Origin of the sequence: Sulfitobacter sp. HNIBRBA3233, from assembly GCF_040149665.1 — a bacterium.
Lineage (GTDB): Bacteria > Pseudomonadota > Alphaproteobacteria > Rhodobacterales > Rhodobacteraceae > Sulfitobacter > Sulfitobacter marinivivus.
This window is the reverse complement of record NZ_JBEFLP010000002.1, coordinates 366,110-390,175: the sequence shown is the minus strand read 5'-3', so window position 1 is coordinate 390,175 and position 24,066 is coordinate 366,110. Positions and strand designations below refer to the sequence as shown.

The following is a 24,066-nucleotide window of genomic DNA, read 5'->3' as shown; positions in this document are numbered from 1 at the left end:
TTACGCGGACAACATTCCCAGTAGTATGTCTAGACGATCGCTGGGGGGACGACAACCATTAGTCACGCCATCCCCCACGCCGATCGCCTATGGGAGGAGCTAGGTCGCGCACGGTCCATTGCCAGCAAAGGGCATCAGGGACGCCGGGCTAAAAGGCACCGCGACCTGCGGAAGGTACGGAAAAACGGGATGGAGCAACAACCACAACAACCGGACGACGAATCGAAACCGGACAGCCAGTCGGAAATCATCGCAGCCGCCGCGACGTGCTTCATGCAAAGCGGGCTCGAAAAAGCCACGATGGACGATATCGCCGACGTGCTTGGCGCGACCAAGGGCCGTGTCTATCACCATTTCCGGTCCAAGAACGCGATTTATTTCGCCGTCTACCGTCAGGCGATGCAGTTTTGTTTCGACGCGATCGAGCCGATTATCGAACGGCGCTGTCCGCCGCCCGAAAAGCTGATGGAGATGGCAGCGACCCACGCGCGCGTGATGATGGACACCCTGCCCTACCAGCGCAGCATCCGTCTGGGCGTGGACATGTATCTGTCAGGCTCAACCACCGCGGCCGAGCGCGAAATCCTTGCCCAGCTGATCGACATGCGCAACGGATACGAAGACAGATTTCGCGCTGTGCTGGAGGAAGGCCAGCGCGACGGCAGCCTTGCGGTGACGGATGTGGCACTGGCGGGCCGCGCGCTGATCGGGGCGCTGAACGGTCTGGTCGACTGGTATCGCGTGCGCCCCGAACAGACCGATGCCGACCGCGAGCGGATCGCGCGCACCCTTGCGGGCACGCTTCTCAACGGGTTGCGGGCGCGGCCCTAGCCCTTGTTGCGCAATGCCGTCTTGACGATTTTTCCGTTCGCGTTGCGCGGCAGGGGCGTATCGCTGAAGGTCACAAAATCCGGTGCCTTGTAGTCCGCCAGTCGGGTCCGGCTGAACGCCTTGACCGCGTCGGCGTCCAGATCCGGCGCTTCGGTGTAGATGAATACTTCGAGCTTTTCACCCAGAACCGGATCGGCGCGGCCGATTGCGGCGCATTCGATGATGTCACGATGCGCCGTCAGCGCGTCCTCGACCTCGCTGCTGTAGATGTTGTAGCCACCGCGGATGATCATGTCCTTGCGCCGGTCGTGCAACCGGACGAACCCGTCCGCGTCACGCGATCCGATGTCGCCGCTTTTCCAATAGCCATCCCTGAATTCCGCTGCGGTCTTTTCGGGATTTTTCCAGTAGCCCGGCACAACCATCGGCCCCTTGATCCACAACTCCCCGGGCTCGCCCGGTGGCACATCCTTCCCGTCGGTATCCATCACGCGGATTTCGCCGCACGGAACGCAGATCCCCACGCTGTCGGCGCGCGTCACCCCGAACCCCATCGGCAGGATCGTCGCAGGCGAGGTGAGTTCGGTCGCACCGTAAGCGTTCATCAGCGCCAGTTGCGGCAGCTTTTCCGACAGTTCGCGGATTGTCGACTGCGCCATCGGGGCGCCGCCGTAGCCGCCGATGCGCCACTCGGCCAGATCGAAGTCCTCGACAGTGCAGCGCAGCAGGAAAAGGTTGTACATCGCCGGCACCATCAGCGTCTGGGTGACCCGTTCGCGGGCCATCAGTTCAAGGAAGGCGCGGGCCTCGAACTTGCGCATCAGGACACTGCAACCGGCGGTGCGCAGCATCGTGAACAGGGTCGCCACCAGACCGGTGACATGCGACGCGGGCACCGACAGAAGGGACCTCTCGCCCTCGCCCAGCTTCATGCAAAGCTCGAAATGCATTGCCGAATGGATGATGTTGAAATGCGTCAGCATCGCGCCCTTGGGCTTTCCGGTCGTGCCGGACGTATAGAGAATGACGGCGGTATCTTCCTCGTCCACCGGGGCTGGCGCGGCAGCCTCACCCGTCCTCTCGAGCGTCGCAAACGGCGCCGACCCCTGCGATGCGCCGCCCACGCTGTAGCGCGCCTTGACCGATGGCACGTCTTCGGGCGCTGGCAGTTTTTCGGCGATCTCCGCGTCGTGGACCACCACCGACGCGCTGCAATCGTTCAGAATATGCGCCAGTTCGGGCGCGCCTTCGCGGACGTTGATCGGCACGGCGATGGCCCCCACACGGATCGCCGCCAGCAAGGCCACAAGGAACTCCGGCCCGTTCGACAGCAGGATTGCGACACGGTCGCCCGCCGAAACACCCTGCCCCACCAGCCCGGCCGCACAGGCCGCGACCCTCGCGTCAAGCTCGGCGTAGGTCGCGCGCATGTCGTCGCAGACCATCGCCTCCCCCTCGGGGTTGCGCGCAACCGCCTCTGCCACCATCGTGTTGAGGCTGTCCGGCCTGTCGGTAAAGCACTTGATCGGGCCGCGTCCGAAATGCTCTTCGGTCCCGATCCTTGACGTGATCTCTGCCGGCCAGTCCTGCATTGCGGTTCCTCCTGTTGCGCTGTGGATGGCCAGTTGGCCCGACTGCACACAGGAGTTCAACTGCCAATCCGTCAGCCCGCGTCAAGAACCTCGGCGACGGCGTCCTTCGTTGCGGCGACAACCGTATCGGCCTCCTCGCGGGTCAGCGAGAAGGGTGGCGCGAAACCGATGATGTCCCCCTGTGGCATCGCGCGGGCGATGACATTGCGCTCCAGCATCGCGGCCACTACGCGCGGTCCGATCTTGAGGGCGGGATCGAAGAAAACGCGGTCGTCACGATCCTCGACCAGTTCGACCGCGCAGAGCATCCCCTCGCCGCGGATATCGCCGACCTTGGCATGTGCGCCCAGCGCGTCGGCCATGGCGGTGTTGAGGTAGGCACCCACATCGGAAGCATTCGAAATCAGGTCGAGCTTGTCGATCAGCTGCAGGTTCGCGACCCCTGCCGCGGCACCGATAGGATGCGCGGAATAGGTCCAGCCGTGACCCAGAACGCCGAATTCGTCGGTGCCCCTGACCAGAACATCCCACATGCGGTCCGACACGATGCTGCCCGACAGCGGCGCATAGGCCGATGTAAGCCCCTTGGCGATGGTGATCAGATCAGGCTTCAGCCCGTAGTGGTCCGATCCCATCATGCTGCCGGTACGGCCGAACCCGGTAACCACCTCGTCGGCGATCAGCAGGATGTCGTGCTTGGACAGCACGGCCTGGATCGCCTCCCAATAGCCGGCGGGCGGAGGCACGATGCCGCCGGTGCCCAACACAGGCTCTCCGATGAAGGCCGCGATCGTGTCCGCGCCCTCGCGTTCGATCAGCGCCTCAAGCTTGGCCGCGCAATCGGCCGAGAATTCCGCTTCGCTCATGCTGCGATCGGCGCGGCGGTAGTAATAGGGCGCTTCGGTATGCACGACCTGCGACAGCGGCAGGTCGAATTTCTTGTGGAACAGATCAAGCCCCGTCAGCGATCCGGTCATCAGGCCCGATCCGTGATACCCCCGCCAGCGCGCGATGATCTTCTTCTTTTCGGGACGGCCAAGGATGTTGTTATAGTACCACACCAGCTTGATGTTCGTCTCGTTCGCGTCCGACCCGGTCAGACCGAAATAGACGTGGTTCATTCCTTCGGGGGCGCGTTCCGCAACCATGCGCGCCAGCGTGATCGACGCTTCGGTGCCGTGGCCAACATAGGCGTGGTAATACGCAAGCTCCTTGGCCTGTTCGGCGATGGCATCGGTGATTTCGCTGCGCCCGTAGCCGGCATTGACACAGTAAAGCCCCGCAAAGGCATCGAGCGATCTGCGCCCTTCGCGGTCGGTGATGTGGACGCCGCTCGCGCCGGTGATGATCCGGTTGCCGACCTCGCGCCGGGCGAACTGGCCCAGATGCGTCGACGCGTGGAAAAAATGGTCATGATCCCATTGAGTCAGAACATCATTGGTCGCGGCTGTGCTCATCTTTGAATCCTTGTCTGAAAACGGCAGTCCTTTGATCCGACGCTAGTTGAAATCGGGCGCGCTCTCCACCCCCTGTGATCAGAAGAAACACGGCGACCCTGCGCGCAATCGAAACTTGCCAGCGACGACAAAAAGCAACAGGCTTTGCCCAGAGCCGATAACCCGGGAAAAACGCACGCATGTCCACCTTCGAGAAGAACTTCACCACCGAGGAATACCGCCGCCGTATCGCGAAGACACGCCACGTCATGGCCGCACGCGGGCTGGAGGCGATCGTGGTGTGCGATCCGTCCAACATGTCGTGGCTGACCGGTTATGACGGGTGGTCGTTCTACGTGTATCAGGCCGTGATCCTGACGCAGGAAGGCGATCCGGTGTGGTGGGGGCGCGCGATGGACGCGCGTGGCGCGGAACGCACGGTATTCATGCAGGGTGCCGACAGCATCCGGGGCTACGATGACACCTTCGTGCAAAACCCCGACAAGCATCCGATGACCGATCTGGCACTGCTTCTGGAGGAACTGGGGCTCGGCAAGGCCCGCATCGGGGTCGAGATGGACAACTACTATTACTCCGCCGCCGCCCATGCCGCGCTGAGCGCGGGGCTGGCCGCGGCCTCTCTCAAGGATGCGACAGGGCTGGTGAACTGGCAAAGGGCCGTGAAATCCGAACGCGAGATCGAATATATGCAGCGCGCCGCGCGTATCGTCGAGGAAATGCACCGGCGGGTGATTGAACTGGCCGAGCCGGGGATGCGCAAGAACGATCTGATCGCCGAGATCTACGCCAGCGGTATCCGCGGAATTGACGGGTTCTGGGGCGACTACCCCGCCATCGTGCCCATGGCCCCCTCCGGTATGGACGCGACGGCCCCGCACCTGACATGGGACGACCGGCCCATGCAGACGGGCGAGGCCACGTTCTTCGAGATCGCGGGCGCGCATCGCCGCTACCAGTGCCCGCAATCGCGCACCCTGTTTCTGGGCGAGGTACCGCAGAAATATCAGGACGCCGAGGCAGCCGTGCTCGACGCGATCGAGGCGGGGCTGGAACAGGCCCGTCCGGGCAATCAGGCGCAGGACATCGCCAACGCGTTCAACGCCACGCTGAACAAGGCAGGGTTCGAAAAGGACAGCCGCTGCGGCTATGCCATCGGGATCAGCTATCCGCCCGATTGGGGCGAGCGGACGATTTCCTTCCGGCGCGGCGACGCCACCGTGCTGGAACCCGGCATGACGTTCCACTTCATGCCCGCGCTCTGGCTGGATGACGGGGGGCTGGAGATTACCGAACCGATCCTGATCACCGAAACCGGTCATGAGTGTTTCTGCTCCACGCCGCGCGAACTGGTCGTCAAGACATGACCGGCAATCCCATCCGCACCACCGTGCCGCTGGACAGCGCCGGCGTGCATCACGGCTTTCTCAAGCTTCCCTACAGCCGCGATGACAGCGCGTGGGGATCCATCATGGTGCCGATCACGGTCATCGCGAACGGCGACGGGCCGACTGCGCTTCTGACCGGCGGGAACCACGGCGACGAATACGAGGGGCCGATTGCCCTGCAGGAACTGGCGTCAACGCTTGATCCTGCCGAGATCACCGGCAGGGTCATCATCCTGCCGATGATGAACCAGCCCGCTTTCGCCGCCGGTCTGCGCTGTTCGCCGCTTGACGGGGCGAACATGAACCGCAGCTTTCCCGGACGCCCCGATGGCAGCGTAACGCAGAAGATCTGCCACTATATCGCCACCGAACTGGTGCCACGGGCGGACATTGTTCTCGATTTCCACTCCGGGGGGCGCACACTCGATTTTCTGCCCTTTGCCGCAGCGCATGTGCTGGAGGACAAGACGCAGGAGGCCGCCTGCATGGCCGCGATGGAAGCCTTCAACGCGCCCTACTCTGTCAGGATGCTGGAGATCGACAATGTCGGCATGTTCGATACCGAAGTCGAACGGCAGGGCAAAACCTTTGTGACGACCGAACTGGGCGGTGCGGGAACCGCCTCGGCGCGCACCGCTGCCATTGCGCGCAAGGGCCTGCGCAACCTGCTGATCCATGCGGGCATCCTGTCCGGCACACCGCAGCGCAACGAGACCATCGCGCTGGACATGCCCGACGAGCGCTGTTTTTCCTTTGCCGAAACGGCGGGGCTGGTCGAATATCTGGTCGATCTGGGTGCCCCCGTTACCGAAGGACAGCCGATCGCGCGGATATGGCCCGCCGACCGGACCGGCGGGGCGCCCGCCCTCTGCCACGCGCGGCGGGACGGTCTGCTGACAGCGCGCCATGTGCCCGGCCTGATAAAGATCGGCGATTTCGTGGCACTGGTCGCCGTAGAGGTCTGACAATTTTTGGCCTCGGCCCCCATTGTGGAGCGGCGCGTATGTCATGGCGTCTTCGGCCTGAGACCTCGGAATTGTAGAGCCGGCGTGGCGATGCCTTTTTCCGAAAATGGAAGCCTTGCGGGGGTGCCAGGGCCCGCTTGTCGCCCCTGTCCGAGCCATTCCCGCACCCCATTAAATCCGCAAGTCTCGCGGCGCCCGTACCACGCGCCCAGAAACCGTGCCTCACGATCGCCAGCAGGCCCGCATCGCTTATAAAAGTTTTCGTCGGCTTTTCAGCCACTTCCGGATCAGATCGCTGCGGTTCGGGGAAAACTCGGGCTGCTCCGACGGGTCGATACGCCCATGGCCGGCAAGGCCAAAGGGGACGGTGGTCTTCTCCTCTCCGGCTGCTTTTCACGCGGTGGGCTTGCGTTGGCCCTCTGCAACTCCCCCTTGTGACGCTCAGAAAGAACGGCCTTTCACCGTCCGACCACTCGATAGAGACCCTGCCCTGCGCGTCCGGTTGCACCCGATGAGCAGATTCCCGCCAAACGTGTCATTATTCATCTGCTTCAGCATATTTAGGTCACAATCGGATGGTACCCCAATATTTAGTAAAAACTAAGGTGTTGAAAAATATCTAGGAAGGGAGAACCCGTGCAACTTCTTCTCGTTGATGACGATCCGATGATTTTGGACCTGCTACCCAGAGTTTTGGAAAGACAGGGCTATCCGGAGGTGAAAGCGGTGTCATCCGGCGCCAGTGCCCTCGAAGCGCTGAACGCCAGAAATAATGAATTCGACCTTCTGATCCTCGACATATCCATGCCGGTCATGGACGGGATCACGCTGTGTAAAAAGATCCGCAAACTGTCGCGTTACCGTGATGTCCCGATCGTGATGCTGACAGCGAACTCAGACCTGTCTTCGGTCGAGCGGGCCTTCGCAGCGGGTGCGAATGACTATATTACAAAGCCTTTCGCACTCGGCGACATCGGAAAGCGGATCGAGCTGACAGCCCGCAATTTCAAGAAAGTCCTTGAGATGCCGAACCTCGACCCCTTCGCGCGCAGCGGACGGGACGTGGAAGGCGACCATGAATTCGCCTTTGAAGACCCGCTGCGGCTTGTGAATGCGAGTCAGTACACCGACCGCTATTCGCTTGCCAACTACATGTGGCAGATCGAGCGTAGCCAGCTCAAGACGACGACCGTGTTCGCGATCCGCAACAACGAATTCGACGTCTATTACGACAACATGACGACGCATGAGTACGCCTGCACCCTGTTCAACATGACGAAATCGATCAGCAAGGTGCTCGACAGTGAAAGCCTGCTCATGTCCTACGTCGGGGATGGCACGTTCATCGGCATTTCGAACGACGATCTTCTCGAATACTGGAGCGAGATCGAAGAGATGCTGCAAGCGGACCTCAGGCAGACCCTGATCCTGCCGGATCGGGATACGCATGTCCCGGCGACAGTCACCCTTGGCCGACCGATACGCGCCCAACCCGGCAGCCCGCGACGCGTGACGCGCACGTTCGAGCGCGCGCTGGATACGCTGCAACTGCGGCTCTGCAGGGAAAAATCGGTGGCGCTCAAGTCCGCCTAACGGCACGGGCGCGCGAGCGGCCCTGCCAATCCTGAAACGGCTGTACCGGATGATCCCGGGCATGCCGCTGCTGTGAGACATGGTTCCGCAGGGCTTGCACCAGTGCTGGCCCGCGACCACGTTTTTCTGCTTCACCCATCGCAGAGCTGCCACGGCACCTGCGGCCCGCGCGGTCGGATGGGTGACCTTTGCGCTGCGACCGGCGATTCCCCTTCCTGCTGATATGTACCCGCCGAGCGGCGCATCGCGTGCGCGCACGCCTTCACGTTGTGGCGGGTGGGTTAAGGGCAGAGCGTTTCCGCGCGTAGGCCCCGGCCCCCGCGCCTTTTCCAAAGGCGCATTTCCTCGTTTTTAGCTGAAGTTTTCGGAATCACGGCCGGTTGCCCCGCCGCGATGCTGGCGTTGCGAGGTTAAAATTTGATTCCTGAGTGTTTTACTAAGTTTTTAATATTTACTTACTAAAATAGTCAGGATACGAGGTGAGATGTTGAACAAGCAGACCACCGATCGCGTGGCCAGCATAAAAATAATCTGCAAAGCGAGAGACTTATGCGTCGCCCCCCTGAAAATCGTGCTTGCCCGGACAAGCTTCACAGAAACTCAACTCTTGTTGCCGGTGGCCTTGGGGCCTCCCTGGCGATGGCTTGCATGGCCACGTCCACCGCCGCACAGGAAACGGATCTGATCATTCTTCCAACCGTCGAGGTAGAGACGACCGAAGAAGCGGCACCGCAACGACCGGCAGCCCCTGCCCCCGCAAAAGCGCGGCCCGCACCACGGCGCGCGGCAGAGCCCCGGACAGCGGCACCGGCGGTCTGCACATCGGCGCTGGCAGGCACGCCCGTCTGCGCCGCCGAGGAAGCGGCAGAGCGCGAGGCCCGCCAGACGGCAGAGATCCAGGCGCGCGCCGACGCCAAGGCGGCGGCAGGCAGCAGCCGCTTTGTCGATCAGGACGCCCCGTTCAAAGCGAACACTCTGGCGAACAGCCGCATACCCGGCCCGCTGAAGGACACTCCGCGCACGGTGACCGCGATCACACAGGAGGTTCTGGAAACCACCGGAACGACCAGCGTGCGCGAACTGGCCCGGTCGACACCGGGGATCTCCCTCGGTTTCGGCGAAGGCGGCAATTCCTTCGGGGACAACCTCTATATCCGCGGGTTCAAGGCCAATAACGACACCTATACCGATGGCATCCGCAGCCCCGGCACTGGTGTAGGCGAGACATTCAACACCGAACAGGTCGAGGTGGTAAAAGGCCCCGCAGGGACCGTCGGCGGGCGTGGCACTACGGGCGGCGCGATCGACGTCATCTCGAAAAGCCCGCAGGACATTGATTTCACGCGGACGATCACGACGGTGACCGACGCCTCCACCGTGCGCCAGACGATCGACACCAACAAGGTTTTCGACGACCGCCTGCAATTGCGCTTCAACGGTATGCTTCAGGACGGTGAAGTGGCAGGGCGCGACAGCGTCATCGACGACCGCAAGGGCGCGGCACTGGCGCTGAAGTTCAAGGCGACCGATGCGCTGACGCTGGAAGGCAACCTGAGCTATACCAAGATCGACCAGACCCCTGACTGGGGCGTGCCTTATGTGAACAACGAGGATCTGGGTGTCGTCGGGCCGGTCACGGAATACGGGATTGACCGGAGCACCTTCTACGGCGTGAAGGGGCGCGATTTCCAGACCTTCGAGGAAACCGTGGGCACCGCCAAGGCGACATATTCCTTCGACAACGGCATGACGCTGACCAATACGCTGCGGGCCTCGCGATCGCTCAACGACTATGTCCTTACCGCGCCGAGCAGGCTGATCGATAACGGTTCGACCGATCCCGAGGATTGGCAGGTCGGGCTGAGCTTCAAAAGCTGGAACCAGGAAACGGAGGTTCTGGCAAATGTGCTGGAGCTGGCGGGCGAAGGCCGGATTGGCGGCGCCACCCACACCTATGTGCTGGGGTTTGCCGCCTCGCGCGAGCATATCAGAAGGCTTGGCTACTCCAACCTGAGCAGCGAAGACTACCTGCCGCCCGAGGGCCAGCGCGGGTGTACGGTCAGCGCGGTCAATCCCGATCCCATTGCGGAAGGGTGCTGGACCGGCCAACAGCCGCAACTGGGAACCGATGTTACGACCACACAGGTCAAGACACAGTCGCTCTACGCGCTGGACACTGTCACCCTGTCGGACCGGTGGAAAGTGAACGGCGGCCTGCGGGTCGACATGTACGACATCGAGCGCACGGGCGTGAGAGACGACGAACCATATGCGCTGTCGCGGGACGATGTGATGCTGAACTGGAACCTCGGCACGACCTACGCCATCAACGACAGGCTGAATGTCTATGCGGCGGCGGCCACATCGACAAATCCGGCCGGTCAGGAGCTGGAAGCGGGCGGCGGGTTCTACGGTGGCCTTGATGACGGCGGCTCCGGGCTCGCTCCGGAAGAGAACACGTCGCTTGAGATCGGGGCGAAATACAGCATCACGCCGGATCTTCTGTTCACGGCGGCGCTCTACCAGACCACCAAGGATCAGGCGCGCGAGGATATCGGCCCCCGTGGTGCTGCGGTCACGTCGGACACGCTGAAATACCGTATCCGCGGCCTCGAACTCGGGCTCGCAGGCAGGGTGACCGAAAAGCTGAGCATCTTCGGCGGCGCGAACTTCATGGACAGCAAGGTGCTGGACAGCGCCGATGGCGAAAACATCGGCCTGTCGGTGGCCAACGTGGCCCACGAGCAGATCAACATTCTGGCCACCTATCAGGTCACCGACAAGCTGATGATCGGCGGGCGCGTCAACTATCAGGGTTCCATTGATCTGGGCAGCGTTGCCGCCAACGGCAGGTCAATCCCGGATGCCTTTACCTTCGATCTTCTGGGGGAATATGCGGTCGCCGACGACGCGATCATCAAGATGGGCATTACCAATGTCGCGGACACGACGGTCTACGATGCCGCCTATCGTTCCGGAACACCCTTCACCTATGTCGCCCCGGGCCGCGAAATCTCCGTGGCGCTGGAAATGAAGTTCTGAACCGGCCGCCAACGACGCGGGCAGCTTTGCGGCTGCCCGCAGGCCCCTGAAGGTATTTTATGCTCATCACCATTCCCTCGATCCTGACCAAGGAAGACGTGCAGAACGTGCGCGCGCATCTCGATGCCGCGGACTGGGAAAGCGGCTCGAACACCGCCGGTCCGCAGTCGCTGGAAGTCAAACGCAATCAGCAGTTGCCGCCTGCGTCGGACACGGCACAGACGCTGGGCAAATTCATCCTGCAGAAGCTGACCGCCAATCCGCTGTTTCTGTCGGCGGCCCTGCCGGCGCGCATCCTGCCACCGATGTTCAACAGGTACGACGAGGCCGAAACCTTCGGCGCGCATATCGACAATGCCATCCGCGTAAACCCCCTGACGCAGGAGCGTCTGCGCACCGACCTGTCGATGACCCTGTTCCTGAGCGAGCCCGAAGCCTACGAGGGTGGCGAGCTGGTGATCGAGGATCACTACGGCGCCCAGACCGTCAAACTGCCGGCGGGGGATATGATCCTCTATCCGTCGACCAGCCTGCATGAGGTGACCCCCGTCACCAGCGGGACACGGGTGTCTTCGTTCTTCTGGCTGCAAAGCATGATCAGATCGGACGCGCACCGCACGATCCTGTTCGACCTCGATCAGTCCATTCAGGCACTCAGCACATCCATCGGCGCGAACGATCCCGAAACCGTGCGCCTGACCGGCATCTACCACAACCTTATCCGCATATGGGCAGAGACCTGAACGATGAAGCTTCCAACGACCCTTTTCGCCACAACAGCGTTCACCGCGGCCGCCGGGCCAGCAAGCGCGCTTGATCTGGCGACACTTACAGCGCTCTTCGAGCAGGGCGCGCACGGCGATATGTCGCCCTTTGGCATGTTCATGGCCGCCGACTGGGTGGTGAAGGCGGTGATGCTGTCGCTTCTCTTCGCATCCGCGCTCGTGTGGGTCATCTTCGCGGCCCGGATCATGATCCTGCGGTGGGACCGCACCGTGCTGCGCCGGCGCTACAGGGATCTGGACAGGGCCGGTTCGCTCGTTGCGGTTCGCGATCATTTCGAACGCCGGAAAGGCGTTGTCGGCCAGATGGTGCGCGCGGCGCTGCGCGAGCGCGAAGCCTCGGCAACCGGCGCAGATGCCAAGGCAGGCATCAAGGAACGTGTCGGGTCGGAAATCGCGCGGATCGAAGCGGGGGCCGCCAGACGCATGAGCCTTGGCGCCGGTGTTCTGGCAAACGTCGGATCGACCGCACCCTTCGTGGGGCTGTTCGGCACCGTCTGGGGCATCATGAACAGCTTCATCTCGATTTCGGAAAGCAATACGACAAATCTGGCCATCGTCGCGCCGGGCATTGCCGAGGCTTTGCTGGCCACGGCCATCGGTCTGGTGGCCGCGATCCCCGCGGTGATCTTCTATAACGTCCTTGCACGCGGTTTGGGCGGCTACAAGGTGATGCTCGCGGATGCCGGCGCGCTGGTGGAGCGGACGCTCTCGCGCGATCTGGACAGTGCCACGCTGCGCGACAGCGGCGAAAGGCCACTCTACCGGCTGGGGTCCGTATCGGCCCCCGCGGCGGAGTAACGGTCATGGCGGCGCGGCTTCGCGGTGACGACGACGGCGATCTTGGCGAAAACAGCGAGATCAACGTCACCCCCTTCATCGATGTCATGCTGGTGCTGCTGATCATCTTCATGGTCGCAGCGCCGCTTTCCACCGTCGACATCCCGGTGGAGTTGCCGGTGGCAGTTGCCGAGGCCCCGGCCCGATCAGGCGATCCGGTCTTTATCACGATCACCGAAGACCTTGCGCTGTCGGTGGGCGAAAAGGCGACGACGCACGAGCGGCTTTACATCGACGTGGGCATCGCCACCGTCCAGAAGCGTGACACCCGGATCTACATCCGTGCCGACAAATCGGTGCCTTACGGTGAATTCATCCGGGTCATGAACATTCTGCGCGCCGATGGCTTCCTGAAGATCGGTTTGGTGGGTCTGGACGAGAACACGGTCGATGCGGGCGATACCGACGCGGGTGCCGATAGATGAGCCTGACCTACACATCCCGCAGCGCCATGCCGCTTTTCTGGTGTGCCGCGATTCTGCTGAGCGGTGCGCTGCACGCAGGGGTGCCGCTTCTGGTCATGGGCCGTGCGCCACAGGCAGATCCGGCCGATGCGAAGGCAGAAGGCGTGACCGGTGCGATGCTGTTCGATCTGTCCGATACCATCGCCGCACCTGCTGCACTGGAGGAAAACAGCGTTGCACAGGACGCGGCGCAAGAGGCCCCGACGGTGACCGAAAGCCCCGAGCCCGTGGACGCCGCACAGGCGTCAGAACAGCCCGTCCTCAGCCAGATCCCCTATGAGGTCGAGGACGACAGCCTGAAATTCGGCGTCGCGGCGCCCGAGCCCGAGGCAGAAACCGAAAAGACCGCCGAAGACATCGCGACCGAGCAAGACCCCGAACAGGAGCACGTCGACAGTCAGGTCGGCGCGCAAGATCGCCAAGCGTCGGAGCAGTCGATCGCGGGGCCGCGCGCCGATGCGCAAGCGGATACCGCACAGGCCGAATCCGAGGGGCTGACCGCCGAGCAGACCGAGGAAATCCGCGCATGGCAAAAAAGCATCGTGCTGCTGATCAGCAAAGCGAAGACCTATCCGCCACAGGCACGCAGTGACCGGATCGAAGGAGAGGTGCAGGTCAAGTTCACGGTCGACCGCTACGGTGCGCTGATATCGACAGAGGTGGCGAAATCGTCAGGCTCGGAAATTCTCGATCGTGCTGCGCTGAGGACAGTGGAGGGTCTGGAAAAGATGCCCACACCGCCCAACTATCTTGCCGGTGACGCCTTCGCCCTGATTATCCCGCTGCGTTACAGCTTCAGGTGAACCATGTCGCGGCGGATGTCTTCGATCCGCGCACAGCCGCTCAGAAGCATGGCGATTTCCAGCTCGTCGCGAAACAGCCGCAAGACGTGGCTGACGCCCAGCTCCCCCGCGACCGCCAGACCGCAGACCACAGGACGGCCGATCAGCACCGCCTTTGCCCCCAACGCGAGCGCGATGAAGGTATCGACGCCGCGCCTGATCCCCCCGTCCATGAGCAGCGGATAGTCGGGCCCGACCTTTTCTGCGATCGCAGGCAGCGCGGCCAGAGTGGCAGGCCCCCCGTCGAGAACGCGACCTCCGTGGTTTGACACGATCACTCCTGCGGCCCCGATTGATTGCGCCTGTTCCGCATCATCGGGGTGCAGAATACCCTTGAGCAAAAGCGGAACCCCCACCGCGTCGATCAGCCACGCAACATCGTCCCACGTCGGCAGGCTGTGGGCGATGCGGTCGAAAACAATCGACTGCCCGCCCTCGAGCGGCGCGAAAGCGGGCCGCGAAATGGAGGCAAGGTTCACCGCGCCCACATCCGGTGGCAAACGGAAACCGGCCTCGATCTCGCGGTCGCGCACCCCCTGCACCGGCGCATCGACCGTCAGAACCAACCTGTCAAATCCCGCGTCCGTCGCCAGTTGCGCCAGTTCAAGCGTGGACTGCCTGCTGCCCATCCAGTGCAACTGGAACCAGTCGCTGCCGGGGCCTGCAGATCGCACCTTCTGCGCCTGCACACTGCTTTGCGCACTCAGCACCATCTTGATCCCCTGGGCCTGCGCGCCCTTGGCTGTCGCGACCTCGCCCGAGGGATGCAGCAGACGGTGGTAGGCAAAGGGCGCGATCAGAAAGGGGGCCGTCAATGTTTGGCCCAAGAAGGATGTCTGCGTCGATCCCCCCGACAAATTCCGCAGCATCCGCGGCGTGATCGACACCCCATCGAACGCCCGTTCGTTCGCCGCAACCGTCCGTTCGTTTCCCGCACCTGCCAGAAAATAGGCGCGATTTTCCGGGCTCATCGCGTCCCGCGCCCGGCTGTAATAGGCGTTCAAAGTCGGCGGAAGCTGGTCTGGTTCAAGCACGGGCGAAATTCGATCCAAATTGACGTAAGATTACGCCGAACTGCTTCGGTAATTGGTGGCACCGGCGCGGGTTCCGACATGGGGATCGGTTTAGCCCATACGGCTGATCGGGCAAAGCAGCATTCCGGAAATAACCGCCCGCCAAGGGCGTGATCCACCGGCGGCAAATGCACTGATGTCAGGCACCTGCACTTCCAGTCAGCACGGAGGAACGGATCAGCGAGCGCTTGGTTGCCTGACTGCAACTGGATCGACGCCGAAGACGCGCGCCGACGTAAGACAACTCAATCCGTTGTGAGGAAAGGGACCGCATTTACGTCTTAAGGACAAGAATCCGAACAGCCAAGATAATGCTTTTCGGACAACGCTCGTGCGGGACTAGACGGCTGTTGTGTGTAATGCTGTCAGGAATGGGAGAAGATCAAATGAGCTTTGTTTCAATTACGACATGGCGGATCACTGGCGAGACCGAGAGCTTGGCCCACGTAAAAGACCTGATGGTGGCAAAGTATTTTCCCGGCCTTCTGGCTCTGGGTGCGAAGCATTCAATGCTGGTCGATGCAGAACTCGACCGGTTTGCGATCGTCACAGTCTACCCGAGCCGCCAAGTCCGCGATGACGCCATAACCCATATCTCTGCCCTGCGCACAGAAGGCGCGGAGGAGTTCGGAGCCGAGTTGATGGACGCCTATGGCGGAGAGATGTTGGCCGCCACGGATCTGTAAACGGGGGCGTAGCGACCCTGAAAAATCAGAACGTTCTGTATTCCATTCCAGAGGCCGGAAACGGGTACTTAAATAGAGAGAGTTTCCCAGCCCGATGCCTCCTCAGGAAATACAGGACGGATTTGCCGTAATACGCCGGCCAACAATATGCGTCGAGAAGACACGGATACATGCCATGTCATCTTTTTCCCAAACAAGTGTGCCTTGCGCAGTGGCAAAATTACCTGTCTGAACACATACGATTGAACCAACCGCCATGGAAGAAGTTTCTTCCCGAATAAAGTCAGATCTCTCGATGAAGAGGGTCATGGCATTCTCCAGTGTTTGTTACTGGATAAACTGTCCCACAAAATCTAATTCGGTGCGCGCGCTCTTCGGACCAGTTTTCATAGCCTTTGGTATACCGGCGAAAGCCTGATCGACTAGAACGCGCTATTTGCGCCTCAGGTTTGATACCCCGCCCTTTATCTCGGCGTTTTCAGCGGCGCGATTTGGCGAGTGCGCGCCAGTGCCCCAAGCGTTGCGCTGCGGATCACCGAGGTTTTCTGATCGCGTGAATATCACCATAAACGGCCGGTGTTTTCACTGCATCATCAAAACACCTAAAGGGTTTCAGTGAGACGCGCGGTGTCATTATCCTCGGCAGCCATTCCTTGCGCAGAGAGTTTCAAAGCCGCTCGGGCCTGCAACCACTCCTTGGTGAAGGACGCGACAACTTCGGGCAAGTTCGACCGCATATCCTGTCTCAGTTCGACTTCGAGGTTCCTGAGGCTCAGGCCAAGTGCCTCCAGCCGGAACACCGCGGCAGTTCCCGCGGCGTTATGCGCGTGCTGTGCTATGTCTTCTGCTTCCTCTGGCGCGCCTATCGCATTCGGACATCTGGCGACGAGCCGGTCTGTTTCCGCTATGAATTCGTCGATGAGCGCGCCCACCCTCGCCTCACCCAGCTGCTTGCACAAAACCGAGAAAACGTCCCGTGTCTCCTCCATTCCGTCGGGATCCGGGTGATGTCCGATCCTGTCCAAAGCATCCAGAAGAGACCGTTTGGTCAGCGGTTTGATGATTGTATCCACCATGCCGGCGGCCCGGAAGCGCGCCAGATCGTCGTCGTGTGCATGGGCCGTAAAGGCGATAATCGGCGTGTCGCGATTGGGGCCATCGGCGTCCCGGATAATTTGTGTTGCGGCAATGCCGTCGATAATCGGCATGGAAATATCCATGAGTATGAAGTCGAACGGCTCCTTTGCAGCGGCCTCCACGCCCTCGCGCCCCCCCGGAGCTTCCACAACCCGGTGTCCCGCCTGTTCGAGGATGTCGCGCGCCACGAGGCGATTGATCTTGTTGTCCTCGATCAGCAAGACGCTCAGGGGGCTGATCCCCGAAGGTGCTGGCGCGTTGGGCGTTTCTGCATGGCCCGCCTCCAGCGCCTTTCCGGCTGCGGCCCTCACAGGCAGCCTGACCCAGAACAGGCTTCCCGCGCCCAGTTCGCTTTCGACGCCGATCTGCCCTCCCATGGCGGTGACGAGCCGCTTTGAGATGGCAAGCCCCAGCCCCGACCCTTCCGTCAAGCGACCGAAGCTCGCATCGAGGGTCTTGAAATCCTCCCAGATGTGCGGCTGGTCCTTTTCCGCGATGCCGATACCGTCGTCGATCACGCGAAACTACACGATATTCCCGTCGGCGGCGCTGTCGCACTCGAGGAATAGATGCCCGTTGCGCGTGAACTTGTTGGCGTTGGCCAAAAGATTGAGAAGGACCTGGAAAAGGCGGTTCCGGTCGGCCCAGAACCGCGCCGGGCCCTCTTTGACTGAAACAGTAACGGTGTTTCCGTTGCTCGAAATGCTCGCGCTCTGGCTTGTCACCAACTGGTTCAGCAATTCTTCGGGGTCGATTTCGCTCGGCCTGAGGTCAAGCTTCCCGGCCTCTGCGCTGGAAATACTCAAGACATTGTTGACATGGCTTAGCAGCAGACCGGCAGAGGTTTCGATCGCAGACAGATATTGCTGCTGCTTCGCGCCCAGCGTGGTGTCCTGCAGCAGTTCGGTGGTTCCGATAATCCCGTTCAGCGGGGTGCGCATCTCATGGCTCATCACGGCGATAAGCTCATCCTTTGCCTTTTCACCCGCAACGGCCTGATCCCGCGCCTCGACAAGTTCCTTTTCAGCCGCGATCCGCTCGGAGACGTCTCGCAGGAAAGATACGAAAATCTCGTCTCCATCCGCATCGACCGAGGCAATCGTCGCCTCCACGGGGAAGACAGTCCCGTCCATTCGCTTTGCAAGAAGCTGCACCAGACCGGCACCGACGACCCGTTTTTCGCCTGTCTGGTTGTACCGTTCCATTCCCGCCTCGTGCGTCCTGCGCAGATGGTCGGGGATGATCAGTTCTGCCATGCTCTGGCCGATGGCCTGATCGCGGGTGTAGCCGAAGATCCGCTCGGCCGCGCCATTGTAATCGAGGATGCGGCCGTGCCTGTCCACCGCAAGGATGCCGTCGATGGACGTGGAAATCACGTCTTGCAGGCGATTTCGGGCGCTCGCCTCCGCGCGTTCCGCGTTCGCGCTTCTGCGGATCATCCAGATGAGGATAAAAACGAACACCAGCAATATGAGAACGAGAGCGAAGATCAGCAGGCCGATGCGCGCCAGCAACATAGCGAGCGTTTCGCGTCTTTCGTCCGACTCGGAGCGAAGAAGCCGACACCGAGCAAGGAATATGACCGCGCCACTTCGCGCAGCCCTTCAACGTCGTCCTGAATCTCTGGCAGCACGGACCTGAGGGCAGGATCCGGGCCGTCGAAGTCGGAAACTCGACGTTCCAGAAAACCGCGCAGCGTTTCGAGGGCTTCTTCTGCGCCCTGCTCCAGACGCAGTTCGGCGAACTGGCGGGCGTTGGTTGCGGTCATGACCCGGCTATAGAGGATGTCGAACTTGCGCCGGACATCGGCCAGTGCCGAGGCATCGCCCTGCGCAACCGCATCTGCCAAAGCGATCTGCAAGGCCAGCACGTCGACTTCCGTCTGTGCCAAAGACCACTGCGTCGCATCGGAGTTGGCCGCGGCCAGTCGATCAACCTCGAGTCGCACACTGCCCGCCAGGAACATCATGGTGACGGCGCTTGCGGTCAGGGCCACCGCAATCACCGCCACGCCGATGTTCAGAAGGTCTTTCTTCAACGCTGAAGCAATCACTTACCGGTCCTGACCGTCATGCATGTACACTACGCCTTTCAACGCAGTTTATTCCGACACCTCGAGACGGTCGAGTTGCCAGATGCTACGGGAATAAATCACCTCTGCCTGATAGTCTTGGTTCAGATCATAGGGGTAGACGATCCAGAGCGGTCCGTTGTCGCGCACCGACATCTCTTTGCCGCCTTGCATGTAGGCGATGATCGGACCGCCCTCGACCGCGTCAGATATGGGGATATCGACACCGTAATCGTTGATTGCCTTGGCCGACAGCGTGCCTTCGCTCACCTCGAGCCGGTCGAGCAGATCCTTCAGGGACACGCCGGTGAAGTTCTGCTCCCCGACCGTCCAGGGTGTGGTCGTCGTAAAGCTGACAGCATCCAGAGACTGCAAAAGGGCCATGTCGAACTGGGCCGTGTCGCCGACATTGGTGACCGGCACGTTGCCAGACACCGTCAACAGAATGTCGCCCGTGGGGGCTGGGAGTTCTTCTGCAGTCGCAGGGCCAAAGGGCAACCCGACTGCAAGCGTCAGGGCAAACAGGTGTCGTGCAAGTGTCATATGAATTCTCCGGTATAAGACGAACGTGCAAGAGAACCATCGCATGTGCCGACGCTCCCGTCAGCGTAGCATTGGAATACAGGACTATACTTTGGGATAGTCGCCCAAAGCGAACGGATCATCGAACGATCCGTCCGGGCCCGTGACATTGCTGAATTTTCCCTCTTTTATACTATCACAAAAATCAGGCCCCACTCCGTCTTGCCAAGACTGGCCGTGGATAGGGAAAATGAGCCTGATTCAACTTCGGAAAGGCACTCGACCATGGAAGAACGCGCAACAGCTGTGCAACCTCCCGAACTACGCCTTTTGATTGCCGACGACCACGATCTGGTCCGGGAATCCCTTGCCGCGTTGCTGAAGCAGGAAGACGATTTTCGGGTCACGACAGTTGCGTCACTGGACGACGCGCTGGACGCGGTCGCAAGCGCGGGCGATTTCGATCTGGTCCTGCTCGACTACAAGATGCCGGGGATGAACGGCCTCGATGGCGTTGCGCGGATGATAGAAGCGAACCAAGGCCGCCCCGTGGCGCTGATGTCGGGCGACGCGTCGCGCCGCATCGCGGAAGAGGCCATCGCGTCCGGAGCGGCGGGCTTTATTCCCAAGACGATGGCCTCGCGGTCCATGGCGTCTTCGCTGCGCTTCATGATCGCAGGCGGGGTGTTCGTCCCCTATGATTTCCTCCGGCAGGAAGACAAGGTCGCAGGCGATCTCAGCCAGCGCGAGACAGAGGTTCTGCGCGGAATTGCGGCAGGCAAATCCAACAAGGAAATCGCGCGCGAACTCGACCTGCAGGAAGTCACGATCAAGCTTCACGTCAAAACGCTGAGCCGGAAGCTGAACGCCCGCAATCGCACCCATGCTGCCATGATCGCGCGCGACAAGAATTTTCTTTGAGCCAACCCGCGCGAGCGGAATATCAGCGCCCGGCGCGAGAAACGGTTTGCAGTGACACCGGTGCGGACATCCGCGCACGATGATCTTTCCAGCACCAAACCTGAGTTAAATCCCAAAGCCCGTTCGTGGACGCAGACTGAAAATCTGCCGCGCGGCGTTTTGCTGAATGCCGTCTGGCGGGAAGCCCCGCTGCGCAGCCTTTGGGGAGAGAACGCACAAAGGGGGCGCGGATCGCCGCCCCCCCCTGCTGCCAGTCGTTCCGCCTCTGCTTGGAATGGCACGCTAGCCAAGCTGCACGGCGACAACGCATTTTCTATTGCGAGTGGTTTGCCTGATCGTCGGCCTGATAGGTTTCAATCAGCTCGCCCAGGATATCCGAAACGGATTGCTGGTCGCCGTTGTTCGTCTGGTCGTTCTCGATCATGATCAGACCTTCCGACCCATCACCGAGCACCATATCCACCTGAACCCAGTTCCCGATTGCATAAGAGTTGGAAACGTAGCCGAGCCCACCCGCGCCGCCCGGGACAGCAGCGCCACTCTGGGGTGCTCTCAATCCTTCCGGGCCACGCATATGCATCGTGATATGGCTCTCTCGGCTGCGCGGAGAGAAATTCCACGGCCGCGAACCGGTGACGAATGTCGTTTCGCCAGCGAGGACATCGAGCGGAAGCGCAAGGAAAATGCTTAGCGCGAACATCTTTTTCATCTTCATCTCCGTTTACCGATAATTGGGGCGGTCCGGGGGTGGGGGGCGTCCCCGGACCGCGGGACGCATCTGTTCTTGCCGTTCGATTTGGAGGGACATCGTGAGAGGCAGAAGAAGCAGATGCGTTTTCTGATCAGTTGATCCCGTCGATTGTCACACCGAGGTTGTTGCCCAGAGCGGTGGAGACCGAAGAGACAGCCGGATCAACCAGCGTGCCCAGACCGTTGACGTCGTTAAAGATGACGCCATCAACCAACGAGCTTGCCGTCGCCACTGCATAGGCGTTCTGGATGTTGTTTCCGATCAGGAAAGCATCCGAGCCCGATGTGGTGACCAGATCTGCGGTCAGATTGTTGGCAATCGCTGTTGCGCCACTGTCGACCGTTCCGTTCACGACACCGGTTGTGATCGAAGTCGCGGCCAGAATGCCGGGGAGCGATACATCGGCGATCGTCCCGGTCAGCCCGGTGCCGAGGGCCAGATCAACACCGCCGTAGGTCTGGTTCATGTCGAACTGCATGGACACATCGGATGTAAGCGCGGCGCTGTTGCCGAGCGAGGTGGATGTGGTTTCCACGGCGACCACATCGTCAAGAGCGAGGCCAGAGAGGTTCACCACGTCGTTGGTGATCAGGTTCGACGTGCTGGTCGCCGCAAAGTCACCGAGCGTGGTCTGCTCGGATTCAACCTGCTCGAGCCCGGTAGGCGCCACAGAGACATCGCTGACGGCGCCGGTTGTGACCGACGAGACGACATCGGCGTTCCAGTTCCAGGTCACGGTATCAAATGCCATGGCAGGTGCCGCGGCGAAGATGGCGATTGCGGAGACAGCGATTTTTTGGATTTTCATGGTTTGGTTTCCTCATCTGAGTTGGATTGGTTTGGTTGGTTTTGTTGGTCTGGTTGTTCGGGGTATTCCCCTCCCGGTTCGCAGCCTTCATGACTGTTTGCTGGCAAACCGAGCCCTTCGGTGAGGATCTGGTAGACCGCCAGTTCCACCACCGATCGCACTCCGAGTTGCAACGGTTCATTGCGAACCTTGCCGGAGTCGAATTCTACGAATTGGTCGCCGAAGAAGCGGAAGATGCCCGCCTCATATTCGACGCCAACAATCTGCTTTTGCAGGCTTGTGACATAAACCGTGCCGAGGCTTCTCGTATCCACGAGACGTAAATCGAGCCCCACGTTTATGACCGCAGCACGCTTGCTGCCGCCAATGCCCGCCACGAACAGCCGCTCGCCACTAGATTGAATGTTATAGTTCAGTTCCGTCACTGCCCCGAGGACGATGAAATGCGCGGGGGCGATATTTGCCTCGCCGGCAGGTTTCTTGATCAGCTTCGACTGGACGAGCTGCTCTTCGGAAAGAGCGATCCGCGGGTCGAGCCGCTCTGCGAGGTTGACCTGGCGCGTCTTGAAGAACGCGCTGATGACCATCTCGGAAGCGCCTTGCGTTACTTCCGTGCTATCGTTGACAGAGTCGTATGCCCGCTTGCCGGTCTTGTCCGCGATATTGCCAACCGCGACTGTTGGCCGGTGAAGGCCGGGGTTCTTCGCCAGCTCATCCAGACAAACGGAATAGGGAGTAGCGTTGTTGCTAACAGGAGGCCCCAGCAGCGGCTTTGTCTCGGAATTCGAGTGAATGTTCGGCGAACACGCACCAACCGATAGAGCCATCAATGCTGTATACGCTATCCGGCGGCGAGAAATTTGACTGTAACGTTTGGAAAACATCTTGACCTCTCTGCGTGTCCCGAGAGGAAAGATCGCCCAATTGCTGTTCCGAAGATATGGAGCAGAGGGTTGGCAGAAGGTGCTATGGGAATAAGGCTCATGTACGAAAGCATACAAGACCTGTATCGATGCGTAGACCGACCTACGCTTGACACCGGCATCCCGTTGGCGGCTTAGGTCTATCCGCCCAAATCAGCTCAGCGGGATCTGAGTTCAACCTGTACTTCCGCAGCAGCTCAAGGGTGTTCCCGCGCCCCGAGCGAGCGACCACCTGCCGCCGATTCTGCGGAAATCAGGACGCTCCACACGCAGAGAGTGGCGTTTGATATGGCCGCGAGCGCCTTTCCGAGCAAGCTATTCGCAATTGCTGCGACCGCAGGATTCTCGCTTCAAAGAAATAGAATTAAAACCCGCTCTGCAGACAATTCGCTCAGCTGGCATCGATGGCCGCTTTCGCAAGGTCCTGTTCCATCCAGTAAGGCAGCAAGCCTGGCAGGGTCGCTCGGCTTGTTGAAGCCGCGGGGATTTCTGCGTCAAGCTTTCGCGTCTTGCATGGTTTTGATCATCCGCGCGTTCTCCAGCGCGATCACGCTTTGTGCGGCAAACAGCTGCGCCAGTCTGGTGGCATCATCTGAGAATGGACGGACGGTCTGTCGGTACAGAGCAAACGCGCCGACCAGATCGTCAGCGGCCAGCATCGGTATGGCGACGAAGGATCGTGCACCACCCAGATCGGCGGTTGCATGGCGCAGGGGATCGTTGGTCTTGTAGATAGCCTCCGATTTGACGTCGAATATGTTGATGACTTCACGTTGGGCATCCATCCGGCCGAGCCCTGTTTCAGGGCTCACAGCGAACCAGCCCTTGTCTTCGAACCATGTCTTGAAATCCGACGGAATCCCGAGCGTGAATGTCGCATGGAATTTTCCGTTCTGCCCGTACTCGAAAAGGATGCCGTATTCCGCGTCACATAATTCGAGCGCATGGCCCAGGATCAGGGGCATCACGGCGTCCAGATTGCCTTTTGCTGCGCCAATAATCCGCAGCACCTCGCTAAGTGCTTTTTCACGGCTGATCGCTTCTTCGAGGCTCAGCGCCAGCTCCGAGATGACTGCTGTCATTTCGGACTGGTTGCGAGGTTCTGGCACTTCGCCGCTCAGCCGCGTTGCCAGTTCCTGTTTCGAGGACACCTCCAGTTTTCTGTAGATCGTCGCGAGGTGCGTGCGCACGGTAGATGGCGCAATGCAGAGGGTTTCTGCGATCTTTTGGTAGGTCGCGCCACCTGCATAGGATTGTGCGATTTCCAATTCCCGCGGGCTTAATTCGACTTGTGCTGACATGGCTGCCGCCTCGTAGAAATTCTTTCAAATGTAGTTTGAGCAGTGTGGACACGGCACGCAATCCAGCAAGTGCTGTAGTG

The 24,066-nt window shown here is 60.8% G+C and carries 23 protein-coding genes; 11 read left to right on the top strand and 12 right to left on the bottom strand.

Annotation, left to right across the window (positions count from 1 at the left end):
- The first annotated feature begins 189 nt into the window (after positions 1-189).
- Positions 190-831, top strand: coding sequence for a TetR/AcrR family transcriptional regulator (locus ABMC89_RS15120; RefSeq protein ID WP_349569383.1), 642 nt, complete (start codon positions 190-192; stop codon positions 829-831).
- Here ABMC89_RS15120 and ABMC89_RS15115 read toward each other — a convergent pair.
- On the bottom strand, positions 828-2,423 hold the full coding sequence (locus ABMC89_RS15115) for a class I adenylate-forming enzyme family protein (RefSeq protein WP_349569381.1): 1,596 nt from the start codon (positions 2,421-2,423) through the stop codon (positions 828-830). The genes ABMC89_RS15120 and ABMC89_RS15115 overlap by 4 nt on opposite strands.
- A gap of 71 nt (positions 2,424-2,494) precedes the next feature.
- Positions 2,495-3,880 (bottom strand): aspartate aminotransferase family protein, encoded by a 1,386-nt coding sequence (locus ABMC89_RS15110; RefSeq protein WP_349569379.1) that lies wholly within the window; start codon positions 3,878-3,880, stop codon positions 2,495-2,497.
- Positions 3,881-4,059: 179 nt separating this feature from the next.
- On the opposite strand from ABMC89_RS15110, the gene doeA reads away from it, so the two are divergent.
- The 8 genes from doeA to ABMC89_RS15070 all read left to right on the top strand — a co-directional run bounded on the left by doeA (position 4,060) and on the right by ABMC89_RS15070 (position 13,754).
- Entirely contained in the window at positions 4,060-5,244 is a 1,185-nt protein-coding gene (gene doeA, locus ABMC89_RS15105; protein WP_349569377.1) for an ectoine hydrolase DoeA, read from the top strand.
- Positions 5,241-6,230, top strand: coding sequence for a N(2)-acetyl-L-2,4-diaminobutanoate deacetylase DoeB (gene doeB / locus ABMC89_RS15100; protein WP_349569375.1), 990 nt, complete (start codon positions 5,241-5,243; stop codon positions 6,228-6,230). Before doeA ends, doeB begins: the two co-directional genes overlap by 4 nt.
- Positions 6,231-6,866: 636 nt before the next feature.
- Positions 6,867-7,823: a response regulator gene (locus ABMC89_RS15095; protein WP_349569373.1), complete on the top strand. Its 957-nt coding sequence runs from the start codon at positions 6,867-6,869 to the stop codon at positions 7,821-7,823.
- A 648-nt stretch (positions 7,824-8,471) separates the two neighbouring features.
- On the top strand, positions 8,472-10,865 hold the full coding sequence (locus tag ABMC89_RS15090) for a TonB-dependent receptor (protein WP_349569371.1): 2,394 nt from the start codon (positions 8,472-8,474) through the stop codon (positions 10,863-10,865).
- A gap of 59 nt (positions 10,866-10,924) precedes the next feature.
- On the top strand, positions 10,925-11,608 hold the full coding sequence (locus ABMC89_RS15085; RefSeq protein ID WP_349569369.1) for a Fe2+-dependent dioxygenase: 684 nt from the start codon (positions 10,925-10,927) through the stop codon (positions 11,606-11,608).
- A 3-nt stretch (positions 11,609-11,611) separates the two neighbouring features.
- Positions 11,612-12,448, top strand: a complete 837-nt coding sequence (gene exbB, locus ABMC89_RS15080; protein ID WP_349569367.1) for a tonB-system energizer ExbB — start codon at positions 11,612-11,614, stop codon at positions 12,446-12,448.
- 5 nt (positions 12,449-12,453) lie between these two features.
- Complete coding sequence (locus tag ABMC89_RS15075; protein ID WP_349569365.1) at positions 12,454-12,912, top strand: biopolymer transporter ExbD; 459 nt, start codon at positions 12,454-12,456, stop codon at positions 12,910-12,912.
- Positions 12,909-13,754, top strand: a complete 846-nt coding sequence (locus ABMC89_RS15070) for an energy transducer TonB (protein WP_349569363.1) — start codon at positions 12,909-12,911, stop codon at positions 13,752-13,754. The genes ABMC89_RS15075 and ABMC89_RS15070 overlap by 4 nt, the downstream gene beginning before the upstream one ends.
- Here ABMC89_RS15070 and ABMC89_RS15065 read toward each other — a convergent pair.
- A complete protein-coding gene (locus tag ABMC89_RS15065; RefSeq protein WP_349569361.1) occupies positions 13,739-14,764 on the bottom strand; it encodes an alpha-hydroxy acid oxidase in 1,026 nt (341 codons plus the stop codon). The genes ABMC89_RS15070 and ABMC89_RS15065 overlap by 16 nt on opposite strands.
- Before the next feature lie 488 nt (positions 14,765-15,252).
- Here ABMC89_RS15065 and ABMC89_RS15060 point away from each other — a divergent pair, with 488 nt between their 5' ends.
- Positions 15,253-15,552, top strand: coding sequence for a hypothetical protein (locus tag ABMC89_RS15060; protein WP_349569358.1), 300 nt, complete (start codon positions 15,253-15,255; stop codon positions 15,550-15,552).
- 102 nt (positions 15,553-15,654) lie between these two features.
- Here ABMC89_RS15060 and ABMC89_RS15055 read toward each other — a convergent pair whose 3' ends face one another.
- From ABMC89_RS15055 to ABMC89_RS15035, 5 genes are all read right to left on the bottom strand, one after another.
- The gene (locus ABMC89_RS15055) at positions 15,655-15,861 is read right to left on the bottom strand and encodes a hypothetical protein (protein ID WP_349569356.1); all 207 of its coding nucleotides are present in this window, start codon (positions 15,859-15,861) and stop codon (positions 15,655-15,657) included.
- Positions 15,862-16,154: 293 nt separating this feature from the next.
- Positions 16,155-17,207 carry a response regulator gene (locus tag ABMC89_RS15050; RefSeq protein WP_349569354.1) on the bottom strand — a complete coding sequence of 351 codons (1,053 nt, stop codon included), beginning with the start codon at positions 17,205-17,207 and terminating at the stop codon, positions 16,155-16,157.
- A 6-nt stretch (positions 17,208-17,213) separates the two neighbouring features.
- Positions 17,214-18,206, bottom strand: a complete 993-nt coding sequence (locus ABMC89_RS15045; RefSeq protein WP_349569352.1) for a PAS domain S-box protein — start codon at positions 18,204-18,206, stop codon at positions 17,214-17,216.
- The gene (locus tag ABMC89_RS15040) at positions 18,179-18,727 is read right to left on the bottom strand and encodes a hypothetical protein (protein WP_349569351.1); all 549 of its coding nucleotides are present in this window, start codon (positions 18,725-18,727) and stop codon (positions 18,179-18,181) included. Before ABMC89_RS15040 ends, ABMC89_RS15045 begins: the two co-directional genes overlap by 28 nt.
- Before the next feature lie 63 nt (positions 18,728-18,790).
- The gene (locus ABMC89_RS15035; protein ID WP_349569349.1) at positions 18,791-19,303 is read right to left on the bottom strand and encodes a putative pterin-binding protein; all 513 of its coding nucleotides are present in this window, start codon (positions 19,301-19,303) and stop codon (positions 18,791-18,793) included.
- A 264-nt stretch (positions 19,304-19,567) separates the two neighbouring features.
- On the opposite strand from ABMC89_RS15035, the gene ABMC89_RS15030 reads away from it, so the two are divergent.
- Complete coding sequence (locus ABMC89_RS15030) at positions 19,568-20,203, top strand: response regulator transcription factor (RefSeq protein ID WP_349569347.1); 636 nt, start codon at positions 19,568-19,570, stop codon at positions 20,201-20,203.
- 313 nt (positions 20,204-20,516) lie between these two features.
- Here the strand turns inward: ABMC89_RS15030 and ABMC89_RS15025 are convergent, their stop codons facing one another.
- From ABMC89_RS15025 to ABMC89_RS15010, 4 genes are all read right to left on the bottom strand, one after another.
- Positions 20,517-20,912, bottom strand: a complete 396-nt coding sequence (locus ABMC89_RS15025) for a hypothetical protein (protein WP_349569346.1) — start codon at positions 20,910-20,912, stop codon at positions 20,517-20,519.
- Positions 20,913-21,045: 133 nt separating this feature from the next.
- Complete coding sequence (locus ABMC89_RS15020) at positions 21,046-21,762, bottom strand: hypothetical protein (RefSeq protein ID WP_349569344.1); 717 nt, start codon at positions 21,760-21,762, stop codon at positions 21,046-21,048.
- Positions 21,759-22,646 (bottom strand): CsgG/HfaB family protein, encoded by an 888-nt coding sequence (locus ABMC89_RS15015; RefSeq protein WP_349569342.1) that lies wholly within the window; start codon positions 22,644-22,646, stop codon positions 21,759-21,761. The genes ABMC89_RS15020 and ABMC89_RS15015 overlap by 4 nt, the downstream gene beginning before the upstream one ends.
- A gap of 533 nt (positions 22,647-23,179) precedes the next feature.
- The gene (locus ABMC89_RS15010) at positions 23,180-23,986 is read right to left on the bottom strand and encodes a LuxR C-terminal-related transcriptional regulator (protein ID WP_349569340.1); all 807 of its coding nucleotides are present in this window, start codon (positions 23,984-23,986) and stop codon (positions 23,180-23,182) included.
- Positions 23,987-24,066 lie beyond the last annotated feature (80 nt).